The organism is Streptomyces sp. URMC 127, assembly GCF_051386535.1.
GTDB lineage: Bacteria > Actinomycetota > Actinomycetes > Streptomycetales > Streptomycetaceae > Streptomyces.
Genome location: NZ_JBPQTW010000060.1, coordinates 1 through 21,087 on the forward strand (window position 1 = coordinate 1; position 21,087 = coordinate 21,087).

Sequence of the window (21,087 nt, forward strand, 5' to 3'; positions counted from 1 at the left end):
TCCCCGCCCGGGGGCGCGGGGGATCCGGCCGCGCCCGGGTAGGCCGGGGGTGCGTCCCCCGCCGGGTACGCCGGCGGCTCGGCCCGGAGTGTCGCGGGTTCTGCCGGGCCGGGGCCGGCCGGGGGTGTGGCATGCCCCGGGTACACCGGTGGCGGGTCCCCCGCCGGGTACGCCGGCGGCTCCGCCCCCGCGGGGTACGCCGGACGCGTTTCCCCGCCCGGCGGCTCGTGTCGTGAACGAGCCGCCGCCGGCCTGCCGGGACCGTCCTGTTCGGGCATGGCTGTGCGCCTCCTGACTGGTCGTACGGAAAGAGTTCGGAACCGGCGGTTCAGCCGACGAGGAGCGCACCTGGCAGCAGCACCATCGCCGTGATGAAGCCGGCCATGCCCGCGCGCAGCCACCCGTACTTGCCGGCGACGATCCGGCTGTTCTCCGCGAGCGCCGCGAGGACCGCGGCCGCGGGAGCGCGCTCGGTCTCCCGCAGCGCCTCCTCCAGCGCCTCCGGCCCGCGGCGGGCGGCGCCGCGGATGTCGGCGAAGTGGGTGATCGGCAGGCCGGGCTGCCAGCCGTGCGTCCGGTACCGGGGGGTCACCGACATCAGCAGCGAGAGCAGCGAGCCGAGGAAGCACACCGCGCCCGCCCACCACAGCACCTGCCCGCCGGGCGAGAGGGCCGCCGGCTGCCAGCCCCGGACGGCGAGCACACCGACGAGCACGGACGCGGCCATGCCCTGTGCCGCCACCAGGACGGAGCCCTTGGTGTCGGCGCGGGCCGCCTCCTGGCGCAGTTCGGCGAGCAGCCGCTCGGCGGTGGTCATCGGCCGGGAGGCGGAGTCGGCGGGCGGTAACCGAAGACCGGGCCCGCGTCCGCCGGGGGCACATCGTCCCGCGGCTCCTGCGGCTGCGCCGCGTCCGGCGGCACGGCGCCGCTGTCCGCCGCCGGGCCCTCGACCGCGGGCGCACCGTCGGGCGGGGACGGCGGCAGGCCGGGCAGGAGGGCCTCCTTGGCCGCGTTCATCGCCTGCCTGCGCAGCTCGTCGAGCTGGTGCTCCTCCAGCCGGCCCGGCCCGCCCCCGAACGCTTGCAGGGCGATCTGCAGCTGGTTCTGCATGGCCCGCGTCTGGTCCTGCCGGAGGTTGTCCAGGACCATGCGTGCGTCCTCGGGGTGCTGGGCGAGGTGGAAGGCCAGCGCGGCGGGCCCGCCGCGTTCCAGGTAGTACGCGTAGTACTGGATCTTCTGGGCTTCCAGCTCCTGCAGCTCCAGCTCCTGCTGCCCGCGGATCAGCTGCCGCTCGTGGCCGAGGTTCTGGTGCTGCAGCGCGATCCGGTGCTCGTGCTGCCCCTGGGCGAGCGCCCGCTGCGCCGCCAGCTCGTCCTCGCGCATGAGCAGCGCGTGCTGCGGGTCGAGCTTCCGCCGCGCGAACTCGATGTCGCGCAGCTCCCGCTCGTGGGTGAGGGCCGCCTCGTCCCGGCGGATCTGGATGCCGCACCGCACGTGCAGTCCGGCGCCGGCGCCCAGCGGCCCGGCGGCGGCGAGGGCGTCCTGCGCCGCCCTCTCCGCCGTCGCGCTGTCCTCCATCGCGTATCCGCGCAGGACGGGCCGTACGGCGTCGTCGACGAGGCGCTGCACCAGGGCGGGCACGTTGCGCTCCCCGCTGGCGACGAACGCGGCGGGGTCCAGCACCTGCCAGCTGCAGCTCAGGGTCACTTCGAAGAGGAACGCGTCGTTGCTGCTGGGCAGCGAGAGGACCGCGCCCGCGTCGTGCAGGCCCATGTCGACCTCGTACACGGTGGTCCACCGGCGGGTGGCGACTTCGGCGCGGCTCGGGCGGCTCGGCGGCAGGAAGGGGTCCAGGCCGCCCTGCGCCGTGGTGAAGACCAGGGCGTAGTCGACGCGCGTGCTGCGCAGGGGCTTGAAGCGCGACAGCTCCTGGATCGTGACGACGGGGTCGACGAGCTGCGTGTGGCGGTTCGCATCCTGCTGCCACTGGGGCTGCGGGCTCATGGTGCTGCTTCTCCTCGGGACGGTTGCGCACGGGGAACGAGTGAGCGGGTCCGGGCCTGCCGGACGGTCAGGGCGCGGACGGCGGGGACAGGACGCCGCGCAGCCGGAGGGCGACGGCGGGCGGAGCCGGGTCGGCCCCGCCGCGCAGGTTCTCCAGCAGGTAGACGAGGCGTTTGGTGTCCTCGACGGATACGGCCAGGAGCGGCAGCAGCCCGGCGAGGGCGCGTTCGGCTTCGGGGTCGTGGGCGGCCGCGCGGACCCAGCCGCGCATGGCCGACAGGCCGGACGCGGAGTACAGCGGGTCGTTGAGGGCCGTGCGCCACAGGGCGGCGAGCGACTGCCGAAGAAGCGCGCCGGGGGTGCCTGCGGTGGCCTCGGCACGGCCGAAAAGGTCGAGGAGGAGCGGCCGGCCGGCGCCGTCTCCGCTGTCCGTGGGCCCGCAGGCGTGAACGAACGCGTGCAGGACGAACTCCCGCACCTGCCCGTCGCGCGCCAGGGCGGCGAGCCAGGGCCACAGCTCGGCCGCGGCGCCGCCGTCCCGGCGTCCCGCGGCGTTCTGGCCTGCCGCGAGCAGCACGGCGGCGGCGGACTGGGCGAGTTCGTCCAGCTCGTCCGGCCACGTGGGAACAGGGCGGCCGCGCGCGCTCAGGACCCGCGCCGCTTCCAGGAGCGCTCCGACGGCTTCCCCGGGGAAGGCGTCCCCCACGAGCGCGTACGTGCGCACGGCGGCCCGGCGCAGCCGGTGGTCGTCGGCCGCGCACCACTCCCGCAGGATGCGCGGCACGTGGGGCGTGCCCAGGTGATGGGCGAGGGCGAGCGCGTTGCCCGCGGCCAGCCGGGCGCGCAGCCGCCGTTCGGTGGCCCAGGGCCGGATGAGCAGGGCCATGGTCGACGGCAGGTCGGTCTGCGCCAGGACCGCGGCGGTGGAGGCGGCCCGGGTGCGGACGACCGGGCGGGGGTCGTCGGCCAGGCGGCGCAGCCAGGTCACGAGGGCGGGACGGGCCGAGGGGTGGCCGGTCCAGACCTCACGGAGCAGGGTGATGGCCGTGAGCGGGTCGCGGAACTGCACCTTCGTCTGCAGGACGGGGCCCCACTCGGTGTCCTCGGCCTCCTGGTACCGGTCGGCCTGGGCGCGTTCGACACGCTGGGCGCTGGAAGTGCCGAAGACGGGGATGCGGGCGGGTTCGCCGGGGTTCTCGATGCGCTGCAGCAGGCCGAAGAGGACGTCGCTGAGCTCGGCGGTCAGCGGGTAGGGGGCCTCGTTGAAGGTGGCGAGCGCGATCAGGAACGCCTTGTCGTGCAGGGTCTGTTCCGTGCTGTCGAACCAGGCCCGCACCTGCCGCTCGGCGGCGTAGTGGCCGAAGGCGGCGAGGTCGGCGAGGGTCAGGTCGCCCCGGGCGTACGCGGCGATCCGCCCGGCGAAGCGGGCCAGTTCGGCCACGGGGCGCCGGTGCCCGAGCGCCGACTGCACCTCGGGGAGGGCGAGGAGGGCGTCGGGATCGTGCCCGGCCAGATCCTCGTGGCGCAGGATCCCGCGGAGCAGGGCCGACGGCTCCGGCGGCCGCCACGGTACGTGCCCGCCGTCGCCGTCGCCGCTGTGCACGACGGGGTGCGGGCCGACGACGATGACGAGGTGGCTGCCCGCGGCGTGCAGTTTCTCGCTCAGGGCGCGTAAGTGGTGCTCGCGCAGAGGCTGTTCCGCGCTGGTGGGGAGGTCGTCGATGAGGTGCCCGCAGCCGTCGCGCAGCTCTCCGGCGAGGCGGCCGGGGGAGAGCGCGGGGTCCAGGGCCCGGTAGGCCGTCGAGCCGACGGCGCGCAGCAGCATGAGGGCCCCGGCGCGGCGCCCGGTGGTCGCCGGGCCGGAGAGGACGGCGACGCGGTGCTCGCGGAGCCGCGCGAGCGCGAGGCCGAACGGGCTGTCGGGCGCCCACGTGTCGCCCGGGAGGCCGTCGTCGTCCTCGGGGCCGGACGGGAAGACGAAGGTCCGTGCGAGGGACTCGACTTCCGCGACGGGGATCTCCCCGGACCGCTCCTCCTCGTCCCCGCCGAGCCGGTACTCGACCTTGCTGCCGCCGAGGATGACGTCCCCGGTGACCTGTCCGCCGCTCACGCCGTGCTGATCACCGCCGACGAGCGAGCCGCCGAGCCGGGCGGAGCGGCCGAGCATGATGCCCGGGCTGTGGCGGTAGAGGTCCCGGCGGGAGTCCCAGGCGTGCTGCTCCGCCTCGGGGTCCGGCTCGCTGCCGGCTCCGGACCCGGGGGCGGCCGGGTCCGGGCCCGGTTCCGGGCCCTCGCCCGGTCCGGGGCCGGACGGGCCTGCAGCCGCGTCCGGTGCCGGCTCGTCGGCGGTCGCCGGGTCGTCGTACGGCGTGCTCACGACCGGCCCCCGTCCTCGGTGCGGGGCTCGCCGGAGCGGTCGGCCGGGGCGGACTTGGTGCCGGAGCCGCCGAGGACGACGTCCCCGGTGACGTGTCCGCCGCTGACGCCGTGCTGATCGCCGCCGACCAGCGAGCCGTGCACCACCGGAGCGCCGTGGAAGTGGAAGACCGCGCCACCGGGACGCTCGGCAGCCGGAGCCGGAGCCGGAGCCGGAGCCGGAGCCGGAGCCGGAGCCGGAGCCGGAGCCTGGCCCTGGTGCCGAGCCGACGCGGGGGAGCCGGACGCGGCGCCGGGCACATCCCCACCCGCCGGCGCCTCAGCCGCCTCAGCTTGCGCCTCCGCCTCTGCTGCCCCGCCTCCCTGGATCCACGCGGACAGCACCCCGTCCTTCACCGTCACCTCCGTGCGCCGGAACAGCTCCGGCCGGATCCCGTGGTGACCGTGCCGGACCACCCCCTCGTACACCGGCGTGCTCACGGCCAGGACGCAGTCGCCGTCCGCCTGCCCGGCGAGCGCCCGGCGCAGGGCGTCCGAGTCGAGCAGGCGGAAGGCCTGGTTGAGGTCGTGCCCGACGAGGCCGCCGGTGGTGCCGGCCTGCGGGTCGTGGGCGACCTCGCCGGCGGCGAGCACCATCCGCAGGCGCATCTGCGCACCGCCCGACGCGAGGCGGTTGTGGTCGTGGAGGAGTTCGGGCGTGACCGTCAGGAGCGCGCGCAGGACCGCGGTCTTGGCGACGTCCCCGCTGATGAGCACGATCAGCCCGTCACCGCGGTCCTCGCGGTACTGCTGGGTTGCCTCGACGCCCGCCGTCACCAGCGTCTGGTCGACGACCGAGTTCAGAGTGCGCCGGAGCACGGCCTGCACCACGTCGTCGCGGCGGCTGAACCGCTCGATGTCGAGGAGGAGGATGGTCCGGTTGACAGGCTCGCGCATGGCCGCCTTCCGCTGGAGACGTGTGGAGACGCAGGCCGTGAAGGCCTTCTTGACACCGAAAAGGTGCCACTGAAACGGAGTTTGAGGCGACGGAAACTAGCACACTCACGGTGTGACGGCGTACACACAACGGAGCCGTCCGGGAGCCGCGCCGCGCGGGCCGCCGTCCGTCACCGTTCCCCTTGACGCGCCATCCTCCGCAGCACGTCGGGCCGCATCACCACCAGCCCCCGCCGCCCCGTGCGGACGATGCCCCGCTCCCGCAGCCCCTTCAGCAGCCGGGCGACGGCTTCCCGGGAGGCGCCGACCGAGCCGGCCAGCTCGCTCTGGGTGAGACCGGGCGTCAGCTGAACGCCGTCCTCCGCCTCCTCCCCGTGGCTGCGGATCAGCTCCAGCAGCAGGAGGGCCAGCCGCTCCTGGACGTTCAGGGCCGCGTACTGCAGGCGCCGGCGGTCGCTGTCGCGCATCCGGTCCGCGGTCAGGGCCAGCAACTTCCGCGAGATGTCGGGCCGTTCGTCGAGGAGGCCGCTGAACCGGTCCGCGTCGACGGCCAGAGTCTCGACCCGTCCCAGCGCCGTGACCGTCGCGCTCCGGGGGCGCCCGCTGAGCACGGCGCCCTCCCCGACGATGTCCCCGGGGCCGCGCAGGGCCAGCAGGGCCTCGTAGCCGTTGGCGGCGGCCGAGGTCACCTTCGTCCAGCCGGAGAGCAGGATCAGCACGTGCGCCGTCGGCTCGTGCTCGCGCAGGAGCACCTGCCGGGCGGAGAAGACGAGGGGCGTCCCGCTCCCGAAGAGCGCCTGCCGGTCCTCGGCCTCCAGCCGGACCACGAAGGGAACACGGTCCTCGAACTCCATCGCCTGCCTCTCCTCGCCCTCGTCCCGTCGCCCTCTTCCCGGCCGCCGCCCGCCTGCCGGGCCGGCCGGGGACCGCGGGAAAAGGGAGCGTACGTCCGCGAGCGCGGACTAAACCCCTCCGGTTGGCGGGGGTGAGCCGTTCCCGCGGCGGGGGTCACGGCGCGAACCGCCCTACTTGAGGCCAATGTTCCCGGTCTCGTCCTCTACGGCAGGATCATCCTCAACTTCCGCATCACCCCTCCTGTCCCCACCCGTCACGCATGAGGAGCAGTATGCGCATATCGACGCAGCGCGTCTTCGCCACCACGGCCTTCGCCGGAATGATGGCGGCCGCTTCCGCGGAACTCGCCCACGCCGCCCCCGTCCCCGCCCCCGGCGGCGACCGGATCACCCAGGCGACGCAGACCGGCCTGGAGGCCTTCCACGGCTACAAGCCCGGCCACCTCGACGCGATCCTCCAAGGGCTGCGCCCGGTCGGCAGCGCCGGGAACCACGACCCGAACTGGAAGGGGCTCTACCTGGCCGAGACCACCGGGCACGCCGCCGGCTACAGCACCAACGAGGAGGGCACGGCAGCGGGCGGAGTGGTCCGGGTGACCCTTCCGGACGAGGTGAACGTGGCGACGGTCCACCTCGCGCACAGAGCCGACGAGACCGGCGACGCCTTCCTCGACCGCCAGCTGCGCTTCGTCAAGGAGGAGTTCGGCGTTCCCGGCGACAAGCCGCTCATGGACGCCCTCGGCGAGAAGAACACCGTCCTGAAGATCGCCGACGACGGCACGGGCCGGAGCGAGTTCATCGTCCCCTGGAAGCTGGCGGAGCGGGCCAAGGCCGAGAAGGCCGTGGAGTTCCGCGGCAAGAACTCGGCCATGGACGCCGCGATCTACGCGGCGGCCCCGGCCAACTGCCTCGCCCCCACCGGGCGCGTCAAGCGGTCGGCCGACCGCTGCCTGCCCGTGGACTGGGACAGGGTCGAGGAGAAGGCCAAGGCCACGGCGAAGAAGGTCGCGCAGGACGCCGGGCACGTGGAGCGGCTGCCCAAGCGCAGCCCCGAGGGGCCCACCTGGGGCGAGGCGCACTCCACCGCCGAGCTCACCCACGCCAAGGTCCGCGAGGTCAGCGGCGCCCACGTGGCGGCCTCCGCCGCCGGCGTCGGGACGTGGGTCTACGGCATGGCGAAGACGTTCTCCGACAAGAACGCCACCACCCTCGACAAGGTGGCCGTCACCGGCGCCGTCGTCCCCGGCCTCGGCCAGGCGCTCGGCATCGCCGACGGGATCGAGCACGGCGACCCGGAGGCGATCGCCGTCAACGCCGTGGCGCTGGCCGCCCTCGCGGCCGCCCAGGTCGTCCCCGTCGTCGGCGAGGTCGTCGACGCCGTCCTCCTCACCGAGCAGCTCGTCGAGGTGCTCGTGGACGTCTTCCGCACGGCCACGGCCGACCCGCCCCCGGCGCCGCGCCTGGAGAAGGGCGTCCTGCCCATCCTGCCCGTGCCCAGGGCGTCCCTGCCGTGCAGCGTGTGGTGGACTTATATGGACGTCCTGTGGGAGACGGCCGGCAAGGTGCCGGCGAACGAGAAGGTCCCGTCGAAGACGCAGGTCGTGGTGCGTGAGCGCGGCGGCAGCGAGTACACCTACCCCGTGGCGGACGGCAAGTCCCCCGGCTGGCTGGTGCCCAAGGGGTACGGGGCCGCCCGGACCTTCGACGTCTTCTACCGCCTGAAGACGGACCAGGGCCGCGTCCTGGAGTCCCGGCAGCGCGCCGTGGTGCAGGCGAAGTCCGAGATCGCGCAGTGCAACACGCTGATCTGGAACGAGGACTGGGACCGCTGAGGCCCGCGGGGAGCCCGGCGGCCCGCGGGCCTCACTCGTCGCACGTGACGTCGTACAGCTTCATCGGCAGCTCGCGCTTCAGGCCGACGTACGCCGTCAAGTGCTTCTGCGGGCCGCTCTTCCAGTACGTGGTGACCGTGGCCCATCCCATGCCCGACGGCTCGGCCCTGACCCTTCCGACGGAGATGCTCCGCGGAGCGCTCCGGGCGCAGAGCAGCACGTCGTGGCCCTTGGCCGCCGCGGCCCGCTTCCGGAGGTCCGCGTCCACCTTGTGGATCCGGTCGGACGCGCTCGGGCCGTGCTGACCGTAGAACTTCACGAGGAAGGCGTGCACCTGCGCCGTCGTGTACTGCTTCGGCCGGGCGGCGGCGGCCGGGGCCGGGCCGGCGACGCCCGCCGCGGCGAGGGCGAGGGCCAGGGCACAGCCGGCGGTGGTGCGGGCGGCGCGCGAGCGGTCCCTGAACAAGGGGGCCAGGGGCATGCGCATGGGCATGGATCGGTCTCCTCTTCCTGATTTGTCCCTATCAGACACGGCGTGGTGCCCGGACGGAGCGGTACGGCTCGGGCGAGCGGTAGTGCGCCGGGCGGCGCGCGCCCCCGGCAGCCGCCGGGCGCCGGGACCTTTCACGCGCCGGGCGCCGGAGCCCTTGATGCTCCGGTCCCGGGCGTGCCCGCGGCGGCCCGTCCCGCGATGTTGCGCGCCATGCCCCCGAAGACGACGGCGTGGAAGGGCGCCACGCTCCACCAGTAGGCGTGCCCGGCCAGGCCGTGCGGCCGGAACAGGGCCCGCTGCCGGTAGACGGCGCGCGACGGCCCGTCCGGGGCGACCGTCAGCTCCAGCCACGCGCGCCCGGGCAGGCGCATCTCCGCCCGCAGCCGCAGCAGGCGGCCGCGCTCGATCTCCTCCACGCGCCAGAAGTCGAGGGAGTCGCCGATGCGCAGCGAGTAGCGGTCCCGCCGCCCGCGGCGCAGGCCGACGCCGCCGGCGAGCCGGTCCAGGAGCCCGCGCGCCGACCACGCCAGGGGGAAGGAGTACCAGCCGTTCTCGCCGCCGATGCCCTCGACCACCCGCCACAGCTCCTCTGCGGGCGCGTCCACCGTCACCTCGCGGCGGTCCTCGTAGAGGCTGCCGCCGGACCACCCCGGATCCGTCGGCAAGGGGTCGCTCGGGGCGCCGGGCAGCGAGGCGGACGACCAGCGGGTGGCCACGTCCGCGTCCCGTACGCGCTTGAGGGCCAGGCGGACGGCCTCGTCGAAGCCCAGGAGCCCCTCGGGCGGGTCCGGGGCGTAGCGGGCGAAGTCGTGCTCGCGGCAGACCACCTCGTGGCGCAGCGACTCCACCAGCGGCCGGGCGATGCTGCCCGGCACCGGCGTCACCAGGCCCACCCACAGACCGGACAGGGCGGGCGTGAGCACGGGCACCGGCAGGACCAGGCGCCGGGGGAGCCGGGCGACGGCCGCGTAGCGGTCCATCATCTGCCGGTAGGTGAGGACGTCGGGGCCGCCGATGTCGAAGCCGCGGTTGAGCTCGTCCGGCAGCCGGGCCGAGGCCAGCAGGCAGCGCAGCACGTCGCGGACGGCGATCGGCTGGATCCGCGTGTGCACCCAGCGCGGTGTGATCATCACGGGGAGTCGCTCGGTGAGGTAGCGCAGCATCTCGAAGGACGCCGAGCCCGAGCCGATGATCACGGCCGCGCGCAGGTGCGCCGTGGGGACGCCGCTGTTGAGCAGGATGCGGCCGACCTCGGCGCGCGAGCGCAGGTGGGGCGAGAGCTCCCGTTCGGGCACCTGCCGGGGAGCGAGCCCGCCCAGGTAGACGATCCGCCGCACCCCGGCCTCCTTCGCCGTCCGTGCGACGGCGAGCGCGGCCCGCCGGTCCGTCTCCTCGAAGTCCGTGCCGGTGCCGAGGGCGTGCACGAGGTAGTAGACGACGTCCACGCCCTCGAACGCGGGGGGAAGGGTGCCGGGGCTGGTGACGTCGGCCTTCACGGTCTCGATCCGGTCGGCCCAGGGCTGGTCCCGGAGCCGCCGCGGCTCGCGGACCAGGCACCGCACCCGGTACCCGGCCCCGAGCAGCACGGGCACGAGCCGCCCGCCGATGTAGCCCGTCGCACCGACGACGAGCACGCGGGACGGCTCCGCTCCGGGGCCGGGGACGTGCGTGCTGGAATCCATGCCTCCACGGTTCCGTACGCACCCCCGTCCCCGGTGACGCCACGCAGGAGAGCGCTTGCTCCGCGTCACGACCGGGCCCGCCGCGTGTGAGGCCCCCCATGAGGCCTGGATCACTTACGAAAGCGCTTAGTTGCCGCGGCCCGCGGAATTCCGGGGAAAGGGCGGCACATTTTCGGCGGCTATGAAAGCCGGTAGTAGATCACAGTGCTTGTCAGGGGTTTTTGCCGCCGCTAACAATTGCGGGGTCGCTGGGCGCCGTCGACCGAGAAACGGCGCTTCGTTTTTGCGCCGCTTCAGGGCCAGGCGACATCCGCGATTGGAAGGTTCAGCTCACTCATGCGCTCCACCATCTCCGGCTATACCCGTCTCCCGAAGATTCACAAGTTCTCCGTCGCCGGCCTCGCCGCGACCGGTGCCGCCGTCGTCGCAGTCGCCGTCGCCCCGAACGCCTTCGCCGCCGACACCGCCTCCGCGGCTTCCGTGAAGCCGGTGGCGTGGAACGCCAAGTCGTTCGGTGAGACGCAGCAGGACGCTCTGGAGCAGCACACCGACGCCGCCGTCACGGCCGCCAAGGCCGACGCCGGCAAGGCGAGCGCCGACAAGGAGCGGGCCGAGAAGCAGGCCGCCAACCGTTCCACCGAGCGGAAGGCCATCGAGGCCAAGCCCGCCGCCCCGGCGAAGAAGGCGTACGCCAACAATGTCGACGGCTGGATCCGCGAGGCGCTGGACATCCTGCGCGCCAAGGGCATCCCTGCGTCCTACGACGGCATCAAGCGCAATGTGATGCGTGAGTCGACCGGAAACCCGCGTGCCATCAACAACTGGGACGTCAACGCCGTCAACGGCGTGCCGTCCAAGGGCCTGCTCCAGGTGATCGACCCGACCTTCAAGGCGTACCACGTCGAGGGCACGTCCTGGGACATCTACGACCCGGTCGCCAACATCGCCGCCGCCTGTAACTACGCGGCCGACAAGTACGGCTCCATGGACAACGTCAACTCCGCGTACTGATCCGCGGCGGACAGCCAAGCATCACCGTGAGGGCGGTGACACCCCTGAAGAAGAGGTGTCACCGCCCTCGGGCGTGCGGCGAGGAATGGACGGCCCCGGATGTGGCAAGCGGTGGAGAGACGACCGATGAACACCGGAGGCGCGCGATGCTACGCAAGACCCTGTCCCTGAGGGCAGCCGCCACGGCCGCGGCAATGACGGCGGTGACCGCCCTCGGCGCCGCGGGAACCGCCTCGGCCGCCCCGCCGGCCGCCGCCCCCACGCCGACCTGCGACGTCTCCGGCCTGCAGGCCTCGCTGTCGGACAAGGGCGGCCACCAGAACGGCATGTCGCACGAGGGGACCGTGCTCATCCTGACCAACACGTCCGACCGCACATGCGCCCTGCGCGGCTACCCGGGCCTGCAGCTGGAGGACGCGGGCCACAAGGCCGTCACGACGCACACCACGTGGGGGAGCACGTACTTCATACCCGACCCCGGCAAGAAGACGCTCCTCATACGGCCCGGCGGCACCGCGGAGGCCGCACTCGCATGGGCGCACGCCGACGCCCCGCGCATGGTCAAGGCCCGCTACCTGAGGGTCACGCCGCCCGCCTCCCGCGGTCATCTGACGATCCCCTTCGACAAGACCGTCACCAACGGAGACCTGTCCGTCACGGCCTTCGCGCGCACCATCAGCGTCTCCTGACCACGCACGCCGACCGCCCCCTGGTGCCGCCGGCCGCGCCGCAGCCGGCCGCCGGCACCCGCGCATCCGGACCGCCGCCCGCTGAAAGGACACTCGTTCGGCCTAACGCTCGGTGCGCCGTCCGGGGTAAGTGACTGGTGGTACCCCACGGGTATCGGCGGCGTCCCGGATCCGCGATGCTCGCTTCCGCGAGCACCCGGTCCGGAGCACGGCAACAGGGGGCGAGATGAGCACACCCGCATCGATCCGCATTCTGCGCAGCACCGACCTGCTGGACCTTTCCTTCGGATTTCCCGGGCTGCGATTCGACGACACGGCGGGGAGCCGGCGGCTGGTCCGCGCCGATCCGCAGCAGGACGGCCTGCTGATCGTCACCTTCGGCCCGCAGCACGTGGTGGAGCACGCGTTCGACGACCTGGAGCCGCCGCCGGGCGAACCCCGCGACGTGCCGGTCGGCTCCCGCATCAGCGGCAGGAGCGTACTGGTCTTCGAGGTCGGCCCGCAGGACGCGATCGACTACACCGAGGACGGGCTGCTCGGCGCCATGGGCCGGCTGCCGATGCGCGTCGTCGACGCGGCCCGCGAACCCGACCGGCCGCCCCTCGCCGTGACCGTGCGGCCCGCCGGCGCGGAGGCCGAGCCCGGGGCGGACCCCGCCGGCCGGGGCTCCATGGCCAGGACGCTCGCCCTCGTACGCCTGCTGCGCACCACCGCCGAACTCGCGGCGCGCCACGGCCTGCGGACCACAGCCGAAGCCGCCGCCGCGGCGGGAGCGGTGATCGAGCCGTCCGGTACGGAGCCCTCCGGTACGGAGCCCTCCGGTACAGAGCCGTCCGGTGCGCAGGCCGGGGCCGGTGCGGGCTCCGGCGGCGAGGCGGCGGCCGCGGGCCCCCAGGACCCGCTCGCCGATCCCGACCACCCCGCCACCGGCATCGAACTGCCCTACCGGCTCTACCTCTCGCCCTCCCAGAAGGACCGCTGGATCCACCGCGGGGCGATCCCCGAGCCGGCGCCGGGCGAGCGCGTCGAACTGTGGCACACAAGGCTGCAGGGCACCCGGGTGCGTGCCCTGTGGGACAGGGAGGGCGGCCGGGGGCCCGGCCCCGCCGAACCCCCGCCCTTCCGGCAGGCGCTCCTGCCGCAGGACCGGCACGACATCGTCGACCTCACCTCCAACTACGGTCTCCGCAAGCCCGGCGGGCAGCCCTACGTCCCGAAGCCCGTCGACGTGGAGCTGCTGATGCTCTCGGCCGTCGGCGGCTGGCTGGACAGCCTCGGGAGCTGGCCGGAGCGCCCCGCCGGGATCTCGCTCTCGGAATGGCGCAACCGCACCTCCATGGGGCGCGACCACTACGTCCGCGTCATGCGGGAGGGATACCTCTGCCCGTTCGGGCACAAGGCGGTCCTGGTCAAGGTCACCGAGCGCAAGTTCGGCGACCCCCGCGCCGCCTATCTGCACCAGCGGAGATTCGTGGTGGTCCGCGAGCCCCTGCGCACGTACGACCCCTCCGTGCCGCTGCCGGGCAGCTCCGACCCGGCCGCCCCGCTGACGAACATGCTGTTCCCCTTCCGGAGCGTGCGCATCGACACGGTGGTGACGCCGGACCTCGTCGACCCCGCCGACCCGCAGAAGTTCTTCCCCGCGACGCAGACGGAGGCACCGTTCCGGTTCGCGGTCACCGCGGTGGACCACAGCGGGCGCATCGTGGAATTCCGTACGCCGCTGCAGTTCCTCGACGAAGGCAAGGCGTCCGGCACCGAACTCACCCGCGCCGTGGACGAGTACAACGCCCTGGACACACACCCGCCCACGGCCGCCGCTCCCGCCGCGGCTCCCGAGGTGCCCACCCTCACCGGCGCCGACCTGCTCGGCCAGACCGTGGCCCTCGCGCCCACGCAGCGCGCCGATGACACCAGCCTGGACGTGGCGCAGATGGTGTGGGGCATGGCGGCCCCGCCCGCCCTTGCCGACCCCGCTCCCGCCGATCCCGCCCGCTCGAAGAACGCCCAGTTCGTCCCGCAACTCCAGTGGGCGTACGCGACCGTGCCCGCCGTCAAGGCGCTCGCCGGCGGGGACGCCACCGTCCCCGTGGCCTATGCCAAGCGCTACGCCCTCTCCGGCTTCTCGCAGGCCGCCGACCCCGTCCGGCTGCCCAACAAGGGCCAGGTCTTCCTCCGCCTCCTCACGCCCGCCGGCAATCCGCTCACGCTGGACTTCCAGCGGCAGAGCGACAAGTCGGGCGGGCTCTCGGCCCCCAGCATCGCCGTGGCGGGGCTGTCGCGCCTGACGGGCCCCGTCTCCGGCGTCGCGGACGCCGCCCACACCGATCCCCTGGACCTCATCGCGAACGGCACCTTCCAGCCGGACAAGTACTTCCGCCCGCTGGACCTCATCGACAAGATCGGCCCCAGGCTGCTCGGCCTGATCCCGCTCGCCCAGGTGATCAAGCTGGTGGACACCCTGGACAAGCCCCTGAAGGTGCCGAACTTCTTCACCGAGACCATCACGGCCGTCACCGGCTTCCTCTCCGACCTGCAGCGCGTCCGCGAGCTGATCCTCCACGAGGCCGACCGCTACCCGGCCGCCGCGCGCCGCGTCGCCGACACCGCCGAGAAGTTCGTCAAGACCGTCGGCGACTTCATCGAGGAGCGGCTCCCCGGGCGCACCACGCCCCCCGCCACCTCGATGCAGGACGTCGACAACGCCTTCACCGCCTTCAGCACCGCCCTGACCGACCTCCTGGCCGCCCTCCCGGCCGACGCGGACCCCGGCGTCCGCACCCTGCTGACCCGCGTCCAGCAGCAGGTCGCGACCTGGACCACCAGTGCCGGACAGGCGATCGCGCTCCGCGACGCCGTCCAACGCGCCGCGCAGGGCGCCAAGCTGCCCGAGACCGTGAACGCCCGCCTGGAGTGGAACCCGGAGATCCAGCAGTTCCCGGCCACCGACCCCGTCTTCGTCCCCGAGCCCGGCGGCCGCTTCTCGATCGTCGTCGACGTCCGCGGATCGCTGCGCTCCGACCTGACCGTGGGCGCGGACATCACCTGCAGCCTGGAGAAGTTCAGCCTCCTGCTGATCCCGCCACCGTTCCGCGTCCTGAAACTGACCTTCAAACACGTCCGCTTCGGCATGCGCGCCGGCAAGAAGCCCGACATCGACGTCGTCCTGGAGAGCATCGACTTCATCGGGCCCCTCGCCTTCGTCCAGACACTGCGCCGGCTCATCCCCGTCGACGGCTTCAGCGACCCGCCGGGCATCCAGGTCACCCCCTCGGGCATCACCGCCCGCTACGCCCTGCCGCTGCCCAACCTCGCCATCGGCGTGTTCAGCCTGGAGAACCTGCGCCTGGGCGCCCACCTCGACCTGCCGTTCATCGGCCGCACGGTCGAGATCGGCTTCTTCTTCTGCACCCGCCAGGCCCCCTTCCGCCTCACCGTCTCCCTCCTGGGCGGCGGAGGCTTCTTCGGCATCGTGCTGACCCCGGAGCGGGTGGCCGTGCTGGAGGGCGCCCTGGAGTTCGGCGCCGCCCTGTCCATGAACTTCGGCGTCGCCAGCGGCAGCCTGTCGGTGATGGCCGGCATCTACTACCGCCTGGAGCTCGGTTCCGGCGAATCCCGGCTGACCGGCTACTTCCGGGCCCGGGGCGAGGTCGACATCCTCGGCATCGTCTCCGCCTCCATCGAGATCTGCCTGGAGCTCACCTTCGAGCCGCCGAACACCGTCTCCGGGCGCGCCCGGATCTCCGTCAGCATCCACATCGGCTTCTGGTCGCAGTCGGTCACGATCGAGTGCGAGAAGCGGTTCACGGGCTCCGGGAGCTCCCTGACCGCGCTGACCGCGGCGAGCGGGGAAGCGGCGGACGCCGGCCGCCCCGTCACCTTCGCCGAGATGATGGCGCCCTACACCGATCCGGTCACCGGCGCCCGGCGCGACCCCGTCGCCGAATACTGCACCGCCTTCGCGGAAGTGAGCTGAGCCATGCCCGAGACGATCCGGTGGACCGTACTGCCCGACGGGACGGCGGCCGACGGGAAGCTCCGGCTGACCGTCCTCGTCAGCCCGCGCCTGACCGGCGCAGGCACACTCGAGGCCTTCCCCGGCTTCAAGGACTGGCCCAAGACCCTGCGCGACTACGCGACCGCCCTCCGAGTGGAGTTCCAGGCCCCCGGCGGGACCCCCGTCGCCGTGCCCACGCAGCCGCAGACCGACCGCTTCCCGCCGGCCGACAGCGCCCTGTGGCCCCAGCTGTTCGGCCCCGCAACGAAGGTGAGCCCGCCGCCCGGCGCCCTCGCCGCGGCCGCCGCCGGGCCGCCCACCCTGCGCTCCTTCCCCAGCAGGGCCGTCCACGAGCAGATCACCTCGCTGTACGAGGCGGCGGCCACGGCCACCGCCCACCGCAGGGCGTTCCCCGGCACCGGCGAACCGCAGCTCGGCGCCGCCGCGACGACGCCCGCGGCCCCGGCGGACGACGCTCAGGCCGCCGCAACGACAGGCAGCTGGGACCACCCGCAAACGGAGGACCTCACCGGCAACCTCACCCGTACCGTACGGGCCTTCTCCAGCGACGTCGCCACGCTCTACGGCCGCCTCGACCGGCTGATCCAGGCACCGCCCGGCGGGAGCACGGGCGGCGGAGGCCCGCACGCGGCCCCGCCCCCCGACCCGTTCAGACCCCTGTGCATGGACCGCACCACGAAGGAGTACAAGGGCGACCGCGCCCTCCTCGCGCTCGCCGAGACCTACCGCTTCTACGACCGCGCGACTCCCGCGAAGCCCGCCGTCCCACCGGCCCGCCGGGCCGGAGACGCCTCCGCCGCGCCGCCGGCTCCGCCCCCCACGGCGCCCGAGTTCGACTTCCACGCGGCCTGCGCCCTCCTCGCCGACTACCCCGAACTCCTGCGCCGCTTCGGCCTGGCCCTCGACCTCCTGGTCACGCCCCCGCCCGGGCTCGCCGACCACTGGCAGGCCCGGGTCACCTTCACCGCCCCGCACGAACAGCTCAACGGCGACAAGAAACTGCGGCCGTGGACCGCCCTGCGCTACGTGGCAGGCCGGCGCTTCGAGGCGTACGCGGCCGACGACGGGCTCCACGGCCACCGGATGCTCGGACTGGGCACCGACGAGGTCCACACCCTCGACCTCGACGTGGACGGCGCCGCGATGAAGTACGTCGAGTTCTCCCGCATCGTCGACCAAGTGCTCACCGACCTGGGCGACCCGGGCCACGCCGCGTCCGGCGAGCCCACCGCCCTGCCCGCGCTGCACGGCGCGGGCCTGACCGTCCTCTACGAGGGCCGCGACGCCTTCCTGGCCGACCAGATGGCGGCCGACGGCCACCACACGGCCGGAGTCGGCCCCGACGGCCGCCCCGTCGAAGCGGCCGTCCTCGACGCCGCCCACCTCGTCCGCGGCTACCGCGTCGACGCAGGAGTCGTCGACCCCGCGACGGGCCGCGTCACCACCTGGCGCCCCCTGTGCGCCCGCACCGGCTCCTACGCCCTCCGGCCGCCCGGCAAGCCGGCCGTACCCATCGCGGCGGCCCCCGACGAGGGCCACGTCAAAGCCACCGCCGTCACCGGCGACAAGACCGGCGCCAACCAGCTCTTCGTCCACCAGGCCCTGTTCGGCTGGAACGGCTGGAGCCTGGCCGCGCCGCCGCCCGGCAGGACCCTCGGCGCCGACAACCAGCCCCAGGTGCCCGACCCCGAGGTGTCGGCCGACTTCCCGCTGGACGCCACCTTCCGGCCGACCGCGGGCACCTTGCCCGCCCTGCGCTACCGCCGCACGTACCGGCTGCGCGCCCGCCTCGTCGACCTCGCGGGCAACAGCCTCGCCCCCGGCGCCCCGTCCGTCGAGGGCACCGCGACCGAGCCCGTCACCTACGCCCGGTGGGAGCCCGTACCGCCGCCCGTCATCGTGCCGAAGTGGCCCTTCCTGGAAGGCGAGGCCGAACCGCGGCTCGTCATCCGCAGCACCGTCGACGAAAACGGCACGCCCATGTCCCCGCTGGAGTGGGCGACGCGAAGGAACCGCGAAGTGCCCGACCACGGGCCGGGCGACCCCCTCGACGGCCCCGACCGGCGCTACCGCTCCTTCGACGAACGGCACCTCAGCCCGCCCAAGACCTCCCTGCTCATGGCCGAGCAGCACGGGCAGTACGACGGCGCCTTCGGCCCCGGCAAACCCGCGGACGTGCGCAGCGAGTACTTCGCCTCCGCCTCCCGCGAGGCCGGCACCTACCTCGACACGGTCGTCCGCCCCGCCGAGAACCCGCACGTCACCCGCGACCTCAAGGCCGCCCACGCGATCCACGTCGTCAAGCACAACCCGCACGACACCTCTCCCCTCACCGAGCTCCCTGTGCCCCGCGGCAGCGGCCTCAAGCAGGGCGAGTACGTCATCCACACCGCCGACCAGCTGCTCCTGCCCTACCTGCCCGACGTCCCGGCGCGCGGCGTCTCGCTGCGCGGGCTGCCGGGCGCGCGCCCCAACGAGACGTACGAGTTCACCGGCCCGTGGCCGCAGGCGCGGCCCCTGCGGCTGCGGATCGAGGAGGGCGACGGACCGCCGGTGCGGGGCGCGGGCGGCGTCGTGACCGTCTTCCTGCCCAAGGGCGAGACCGCGACCGTCCGCATGAGCTGCCGGATCGACGCCGAGGACCTCGGCCTCTTCCGCGCCTGGCAGATCCTTACCGGCTCCGCCCTGTGGAACGACCCGGTGCGGCTGCCGCAGCCGAAGAAGGACGAGCTGACGGCCGCGGCCGCCGCGGGCGAGAACTGGATGATCACCCCGTGGGTGGACGTCACCCTCGTGCACGCCGTGGAACGGCCGCTCCAGCCGCCGGTCCTGGGCGATCTCACCTTCTTCCGCGGCGCCGGTGAGACCTTCGCCCGGCTGTCCGGCTCCTTGCGCTCCCACGCCAAAAGCACCGGGCGCGTCGACCTCGACGCGACGTGGACGGAGTGGCACGACGACGTCACCGAGCCGGAGCCCCGGCAGATCTCCGGCCACGACCGCGTCGCCGAACTCACCCTGGAGCCGTTCGACGACGACATCCGGCTCGGCGGCTTCCCGCGCGGCGACGTCCGCCACGAGTTCCGCGACACCCGGCACCGCAACGTCACCTACACCCCGACCGCGACCACCCGCTTCCGTGAGTACTTCCACCCGGCGATCACCGAGCGGACCGAGCTCGTCACCAGCCGCGGCCCCGGCAGCAGCGGGCCCTCGGGCAGCGGCTGGGCGGTGCCCAGCACCCGCCGCCCCGAACCGCCCCTGATCAGCCACGTCGTGCCCACCTTCAGCCGGGAGCGCACCGTCGACCACGCCCTGCACCAGGTCACTCAGGCCCGCCGGCCCGCGGGCGTCCGCGTCCACCTCAAGCGCCCCTGGTTCTCCTCCGGCGACGACGAACTCCTCGCCGTCGTCCTCGACCCGGGCAGCCGCCTCCCCGCCGAACTGGTCACCCGCTGCGGCCTCGACCCCGTATGGGCCGACGACTCCGTCCTTCCCCGCCTGCGGCCGGCGAACTTCCCCAACGCCGAACGCACCGCCACCGGCGTCCTCGCCGAGCCGGTCGGCGACGCGCCCGTCACCGTCCCGCTGGCGCTCTTCCCGCCCGTCTTCGACCGGCGGCTCGGGCTGTGGTCCTGCGACATCGACATCGACCTCGGCGACCTCGCCGACAGCCCCGCCTACTTCCCGTACGTGCGCCTGGCCCTCGCCCGCTACCAGCCCTTCTCCCTCGACCCCCTGCACCTGTCGAAGGTCGCCCTGGCCGAGTTCACCCAGCTGCTGCCCGGCCGCACCGTCACCGCCGCCATGGCGTCCACCGGCAGCGGGATCCACCTCGAACTGACCGGACCGGCCGCCCCCAACGCCCTCGGCGCGCTCGCGGGCACGGGCACGGCGGCGATGGCCGCCTGCCGCCGCGTCGTCGCCACGGTCCAGAAGCGCGCCCGCGGCTCCGGCGACCTCGCCTGGGCGCCCGCCGCACCCGCCCTGGAGCTGACCTGCGGCCCCCGCGGCACCGGCTTCGCCTGGACCGGCGACCTCACCCCGCCGTCCACCGCACTCTTCACCGACTACCGCCTCCTGATCGAGGAATACGAGACCTACCTCACCGACCGTGCCACGGCCACCGGCACCGTCACGGCCGGCGGAGCCGACCACCCGGTGTCCCGCAGGCTCGTTCACGCCGACTACTTCGGCCTGACGGTGACGCTGCTCGGCAGACTCGTCCTGGAGGAGTGAGGGGGTACAGGCCCCGGTCCGGGGCCACTTGGGGCGGTACACGCACAGTCACCCTGTGTGCCGGATTTGCTGATCAAAGCGATCGATGGCATTTTCGTTCCGTTTGCGGCAATGCCTGGCGGGAAGCCTGGCAGCGGGCGGTCCGGCCATGGGTTGGGGGAGTGCGGTAGTGATGGGGTATCAGGTGCGGGCCGGTGCGGGCGTGGCGCTGGTGTGTGCGGCCGGGCTGGCGCTGGCCGGCTGCGGCGGGGACGGCAAGGGAAGCAAGGCCGACGGCACGAAGGCGCCCGCGCGGAGCGCTTCCCCTTCCCAGGCGGCGCCGGGGAACGGGAAGGGCGGCGGCCGTGACGTCCTGCCGGGCCTGCCGCCGGCGGGCGAGGCGCGCAAGCAGCTGTCCGGCCTGACGGTGGCCAAGCCCCGGCCGATGACCGGCTACAGCCGGGACAAGTTCCCGCACTGGGCCCAGCAGGGCAACAAGTGCGACACCCGCGAGACGGCCCTGGAGCGCGACGGCCGGGACGTCAAGCGCGACGACCAGTGCCGGGCGGTCTCCGGCACGTGGCAGAGCCTCTACGACGACAAGACCTTCACCGCCGCCTCCCAGGTCGACATCGACCACATCGTGCCGCTGGCCAACGCCTGGCGCTCCGGCGCCGACCAGTGGACCACCGACCGGCGCAAGGCCTTCGCCAACGACCTCACGCACCCCCAGGTCCTGACCGTCTCCGCGGCGACGAACCGCAGCAAGGGCGACCAGAGCCCGGACCAGTGGCAGCCCCCGTCGAAGGCCGCCTGGTGCGTGTACGGCCGGGCCTGGACGTCCGTGAAGTCCACCTACGGTCTGACGGTCACCGAGGACGAGAAGAAGATGCTCACCACCATGCTGGACACCTGCACTTCCTGACCCCGCGTCGTCCTGGCCCCGGCCGTCCTGATGCCGGTTGTTCTGTTGCCGG

General features: G+C 73.8%; 13 protein-coding genes. 6 read left to right on the plus strand and 7 right to left on the minus strand.

Going from position 1 to position 21,087, the window contains the following annotated elements:
• Positions 1 to 328 precede the first annotated feature (328 nt).
• The 5 genes from ACSNOH_RS15385 to ACSNOH_RS15405 all read right to left on the minus strand — a co-directional run bounded on the left by ACSNOH_RS15385 (position 329) and on the right by ACSNOH_RS15405 (position 6,170).
• Entirely contained in the window at positions 329 to 817 is a 489-nt protein-coding gene (locus tag ACSNOH_RS15385) for a Pycsar system effector family protein (protein ID WP_436721889.1), read from the minus strand.
• On the minus strand, positions 814 to 2,004 hold the full coding sequence (locus ACSNOH_RS15390) for a PE-PGRS family protein (protein WP_436721890.1): 1,191 nt from the start codon (positions 2,002 to 2,004) through the stop codon (positions 814 to 816). The genes ACSNOH_RS15385 and ACSNOH_RS15390 overlap by 4 nt, the downstream gene beginning before the upstream one ends.
• 67 nt (positions 2,005 to 2,071) lie before the next feature.
• Positions 2,072 to 4,381 carry a hypothetical protein gene (locus ACSNOH_RS15395; protein WP_436721891.1) on the minus strand — a complete coding sequence of 770 codons (2,310 nt, stop codon included), beginning with the start codon at positions 4,379 to 4,381 and terminating at the stop codon, positions 2,072 to 2,074.
• Entirely contained in the window at positions 4,378 to 5,316 is a 939-nt protein-coding gene (locus ACSNOH_RS15400; RefSeq protein WP_436721892.1) for a hypothetical protein, read from the minus strand. Before ACSNOH_RS15400 ends, ACSNOH_RS15395 begins: the two co-directional genes overlap by 4 nt.
• 170 nt (positions 5,317 to 5,486) lie before the next feature.
• Positions 5,487 to 6,170, minus strand: coding sequence for a Crp/Fnr family transcriptional regulator (locus tag ACSNOH_RS15405; protein WP_436721893.1), 684 nt, complete (start codon positions 6,168 to 6,170; stop codon positions 5,487 to 5,489).
• Between the two features lie 272 nt (positions 6,171 to 6,442).
• Between ACSNOH_RS15405 and ACSNOH_RS15410 the strand changes: the two genes are divergently transcribed.
• Positions 6,443 to 8,002, plus strand: a complete 1,560-nt coding sequence (locus ACSNOH_RS15410) for an ADP-ribosylating toxin (protein ID WP_436721894.1) — start codon at positions 6,443 to 6,445, stop codon at positions 8,000 to 8,002.
• 31 nt (positions 8,003 to 8,033) lie between these two features.
• Here ACSNOH_RS15410 and ACSNOH_RS15415 read toward each other — a convergent pair whose 3' ends face one another.
• Both ACSNOH_RS15415 and ACSNOH_RS15420 read right to left on the minus strand, forming a co-directional pair.
• Positions 8,034 to 8,495, minus strand: a complete 462-nt coding sequence (locus ACSNOH_RS15415; RefSeq protein WP_436721895.1) for a hypothetical protein — start codon at positions 8,493 to 8,495, stop codon at positions 8,034 to 8,036.
• 131 nt (positions 8,496 to 8,626) lie between these two features.
• A complete protein-coding gene (locus tag ACSNOH_RS15420) occupies positions 8,627 to 10,177 on the minus strand; it encodes an SDR family oxidoreductase (protein WP_436721896.1) in 1,551 nt (516 codons plus the stop codon).
• A 336-nt stretch (positions 10,178 to 10,513) separates the two neighbouring features.
• Here ACSNOH_RS15420 and ACSNOH_RS15425 point away from each other — a divergent pair, with 336 nt between their 5' ends.
• From ACSNOH_RS15425 to ACSNOH_RS15445, 5 genes are all read left to right on the plus strand, one after another.
• Entirely contained in the window at positions 10,514 to 11,188 is a 675-nt protein-coding gene (locus ACSNOH_RS15425; protein ID WP_436721897.1) for a transglycosylase SLT domain-containing protein, read from the plus strand.
• A 146-nt stretch (positions 11,189 to 11,334) separates the two neighbouring features.
• A complete protein-coding gene (locus ACSNOH_RS15430; RefSeq protein ID WP_436721898.1) occupies positions 11,335 to 11,877 on the plus strand; it encodes a DUF4232 domain-containing protein in 543 nt (180 codons plus the stop codon).
• 226 nt (positions 11,878 to 12,103) lie between these two features.
• Positions 12,104 to 15,853, plus strand: coding sequence for a hypothetical protein (locus tag ACSNOH_RS15435; RefSeq protein ID WP_436721899.1), 3,750 nt, complete (start codon positions 12,104 to 12,106; stop codon positions 15,851 to 15,853).
• Between the two features lie 3 nt (positions 15,854 to 15,856).
• Complete coding sequence (locus tag ACSNOH_RS15440; protein ID WP_436721900.1) at positions 15,857 to 20,131, plus strand: hypothetical protein; 4,275 nt, start codon at positions 15,857 to 15,859, stop codon at positions 20,129 to 20,131.
• A 172-nt stretch (positions 20,132 to 20,303) separates the two neighbouring features.
• A complete protein-coding gene (locus ACSNOH_RS15445; protein ID WP_436721911.1) occupies positions 20,304 to 21,035 on the plus strand; it encodes an HNH endonuclease family protein in 732 nt (243 codons plus the stop codon).
• The last annotated feature ends 52 nt before the right edge of the window (positions 21,036 to 21,087 follow it).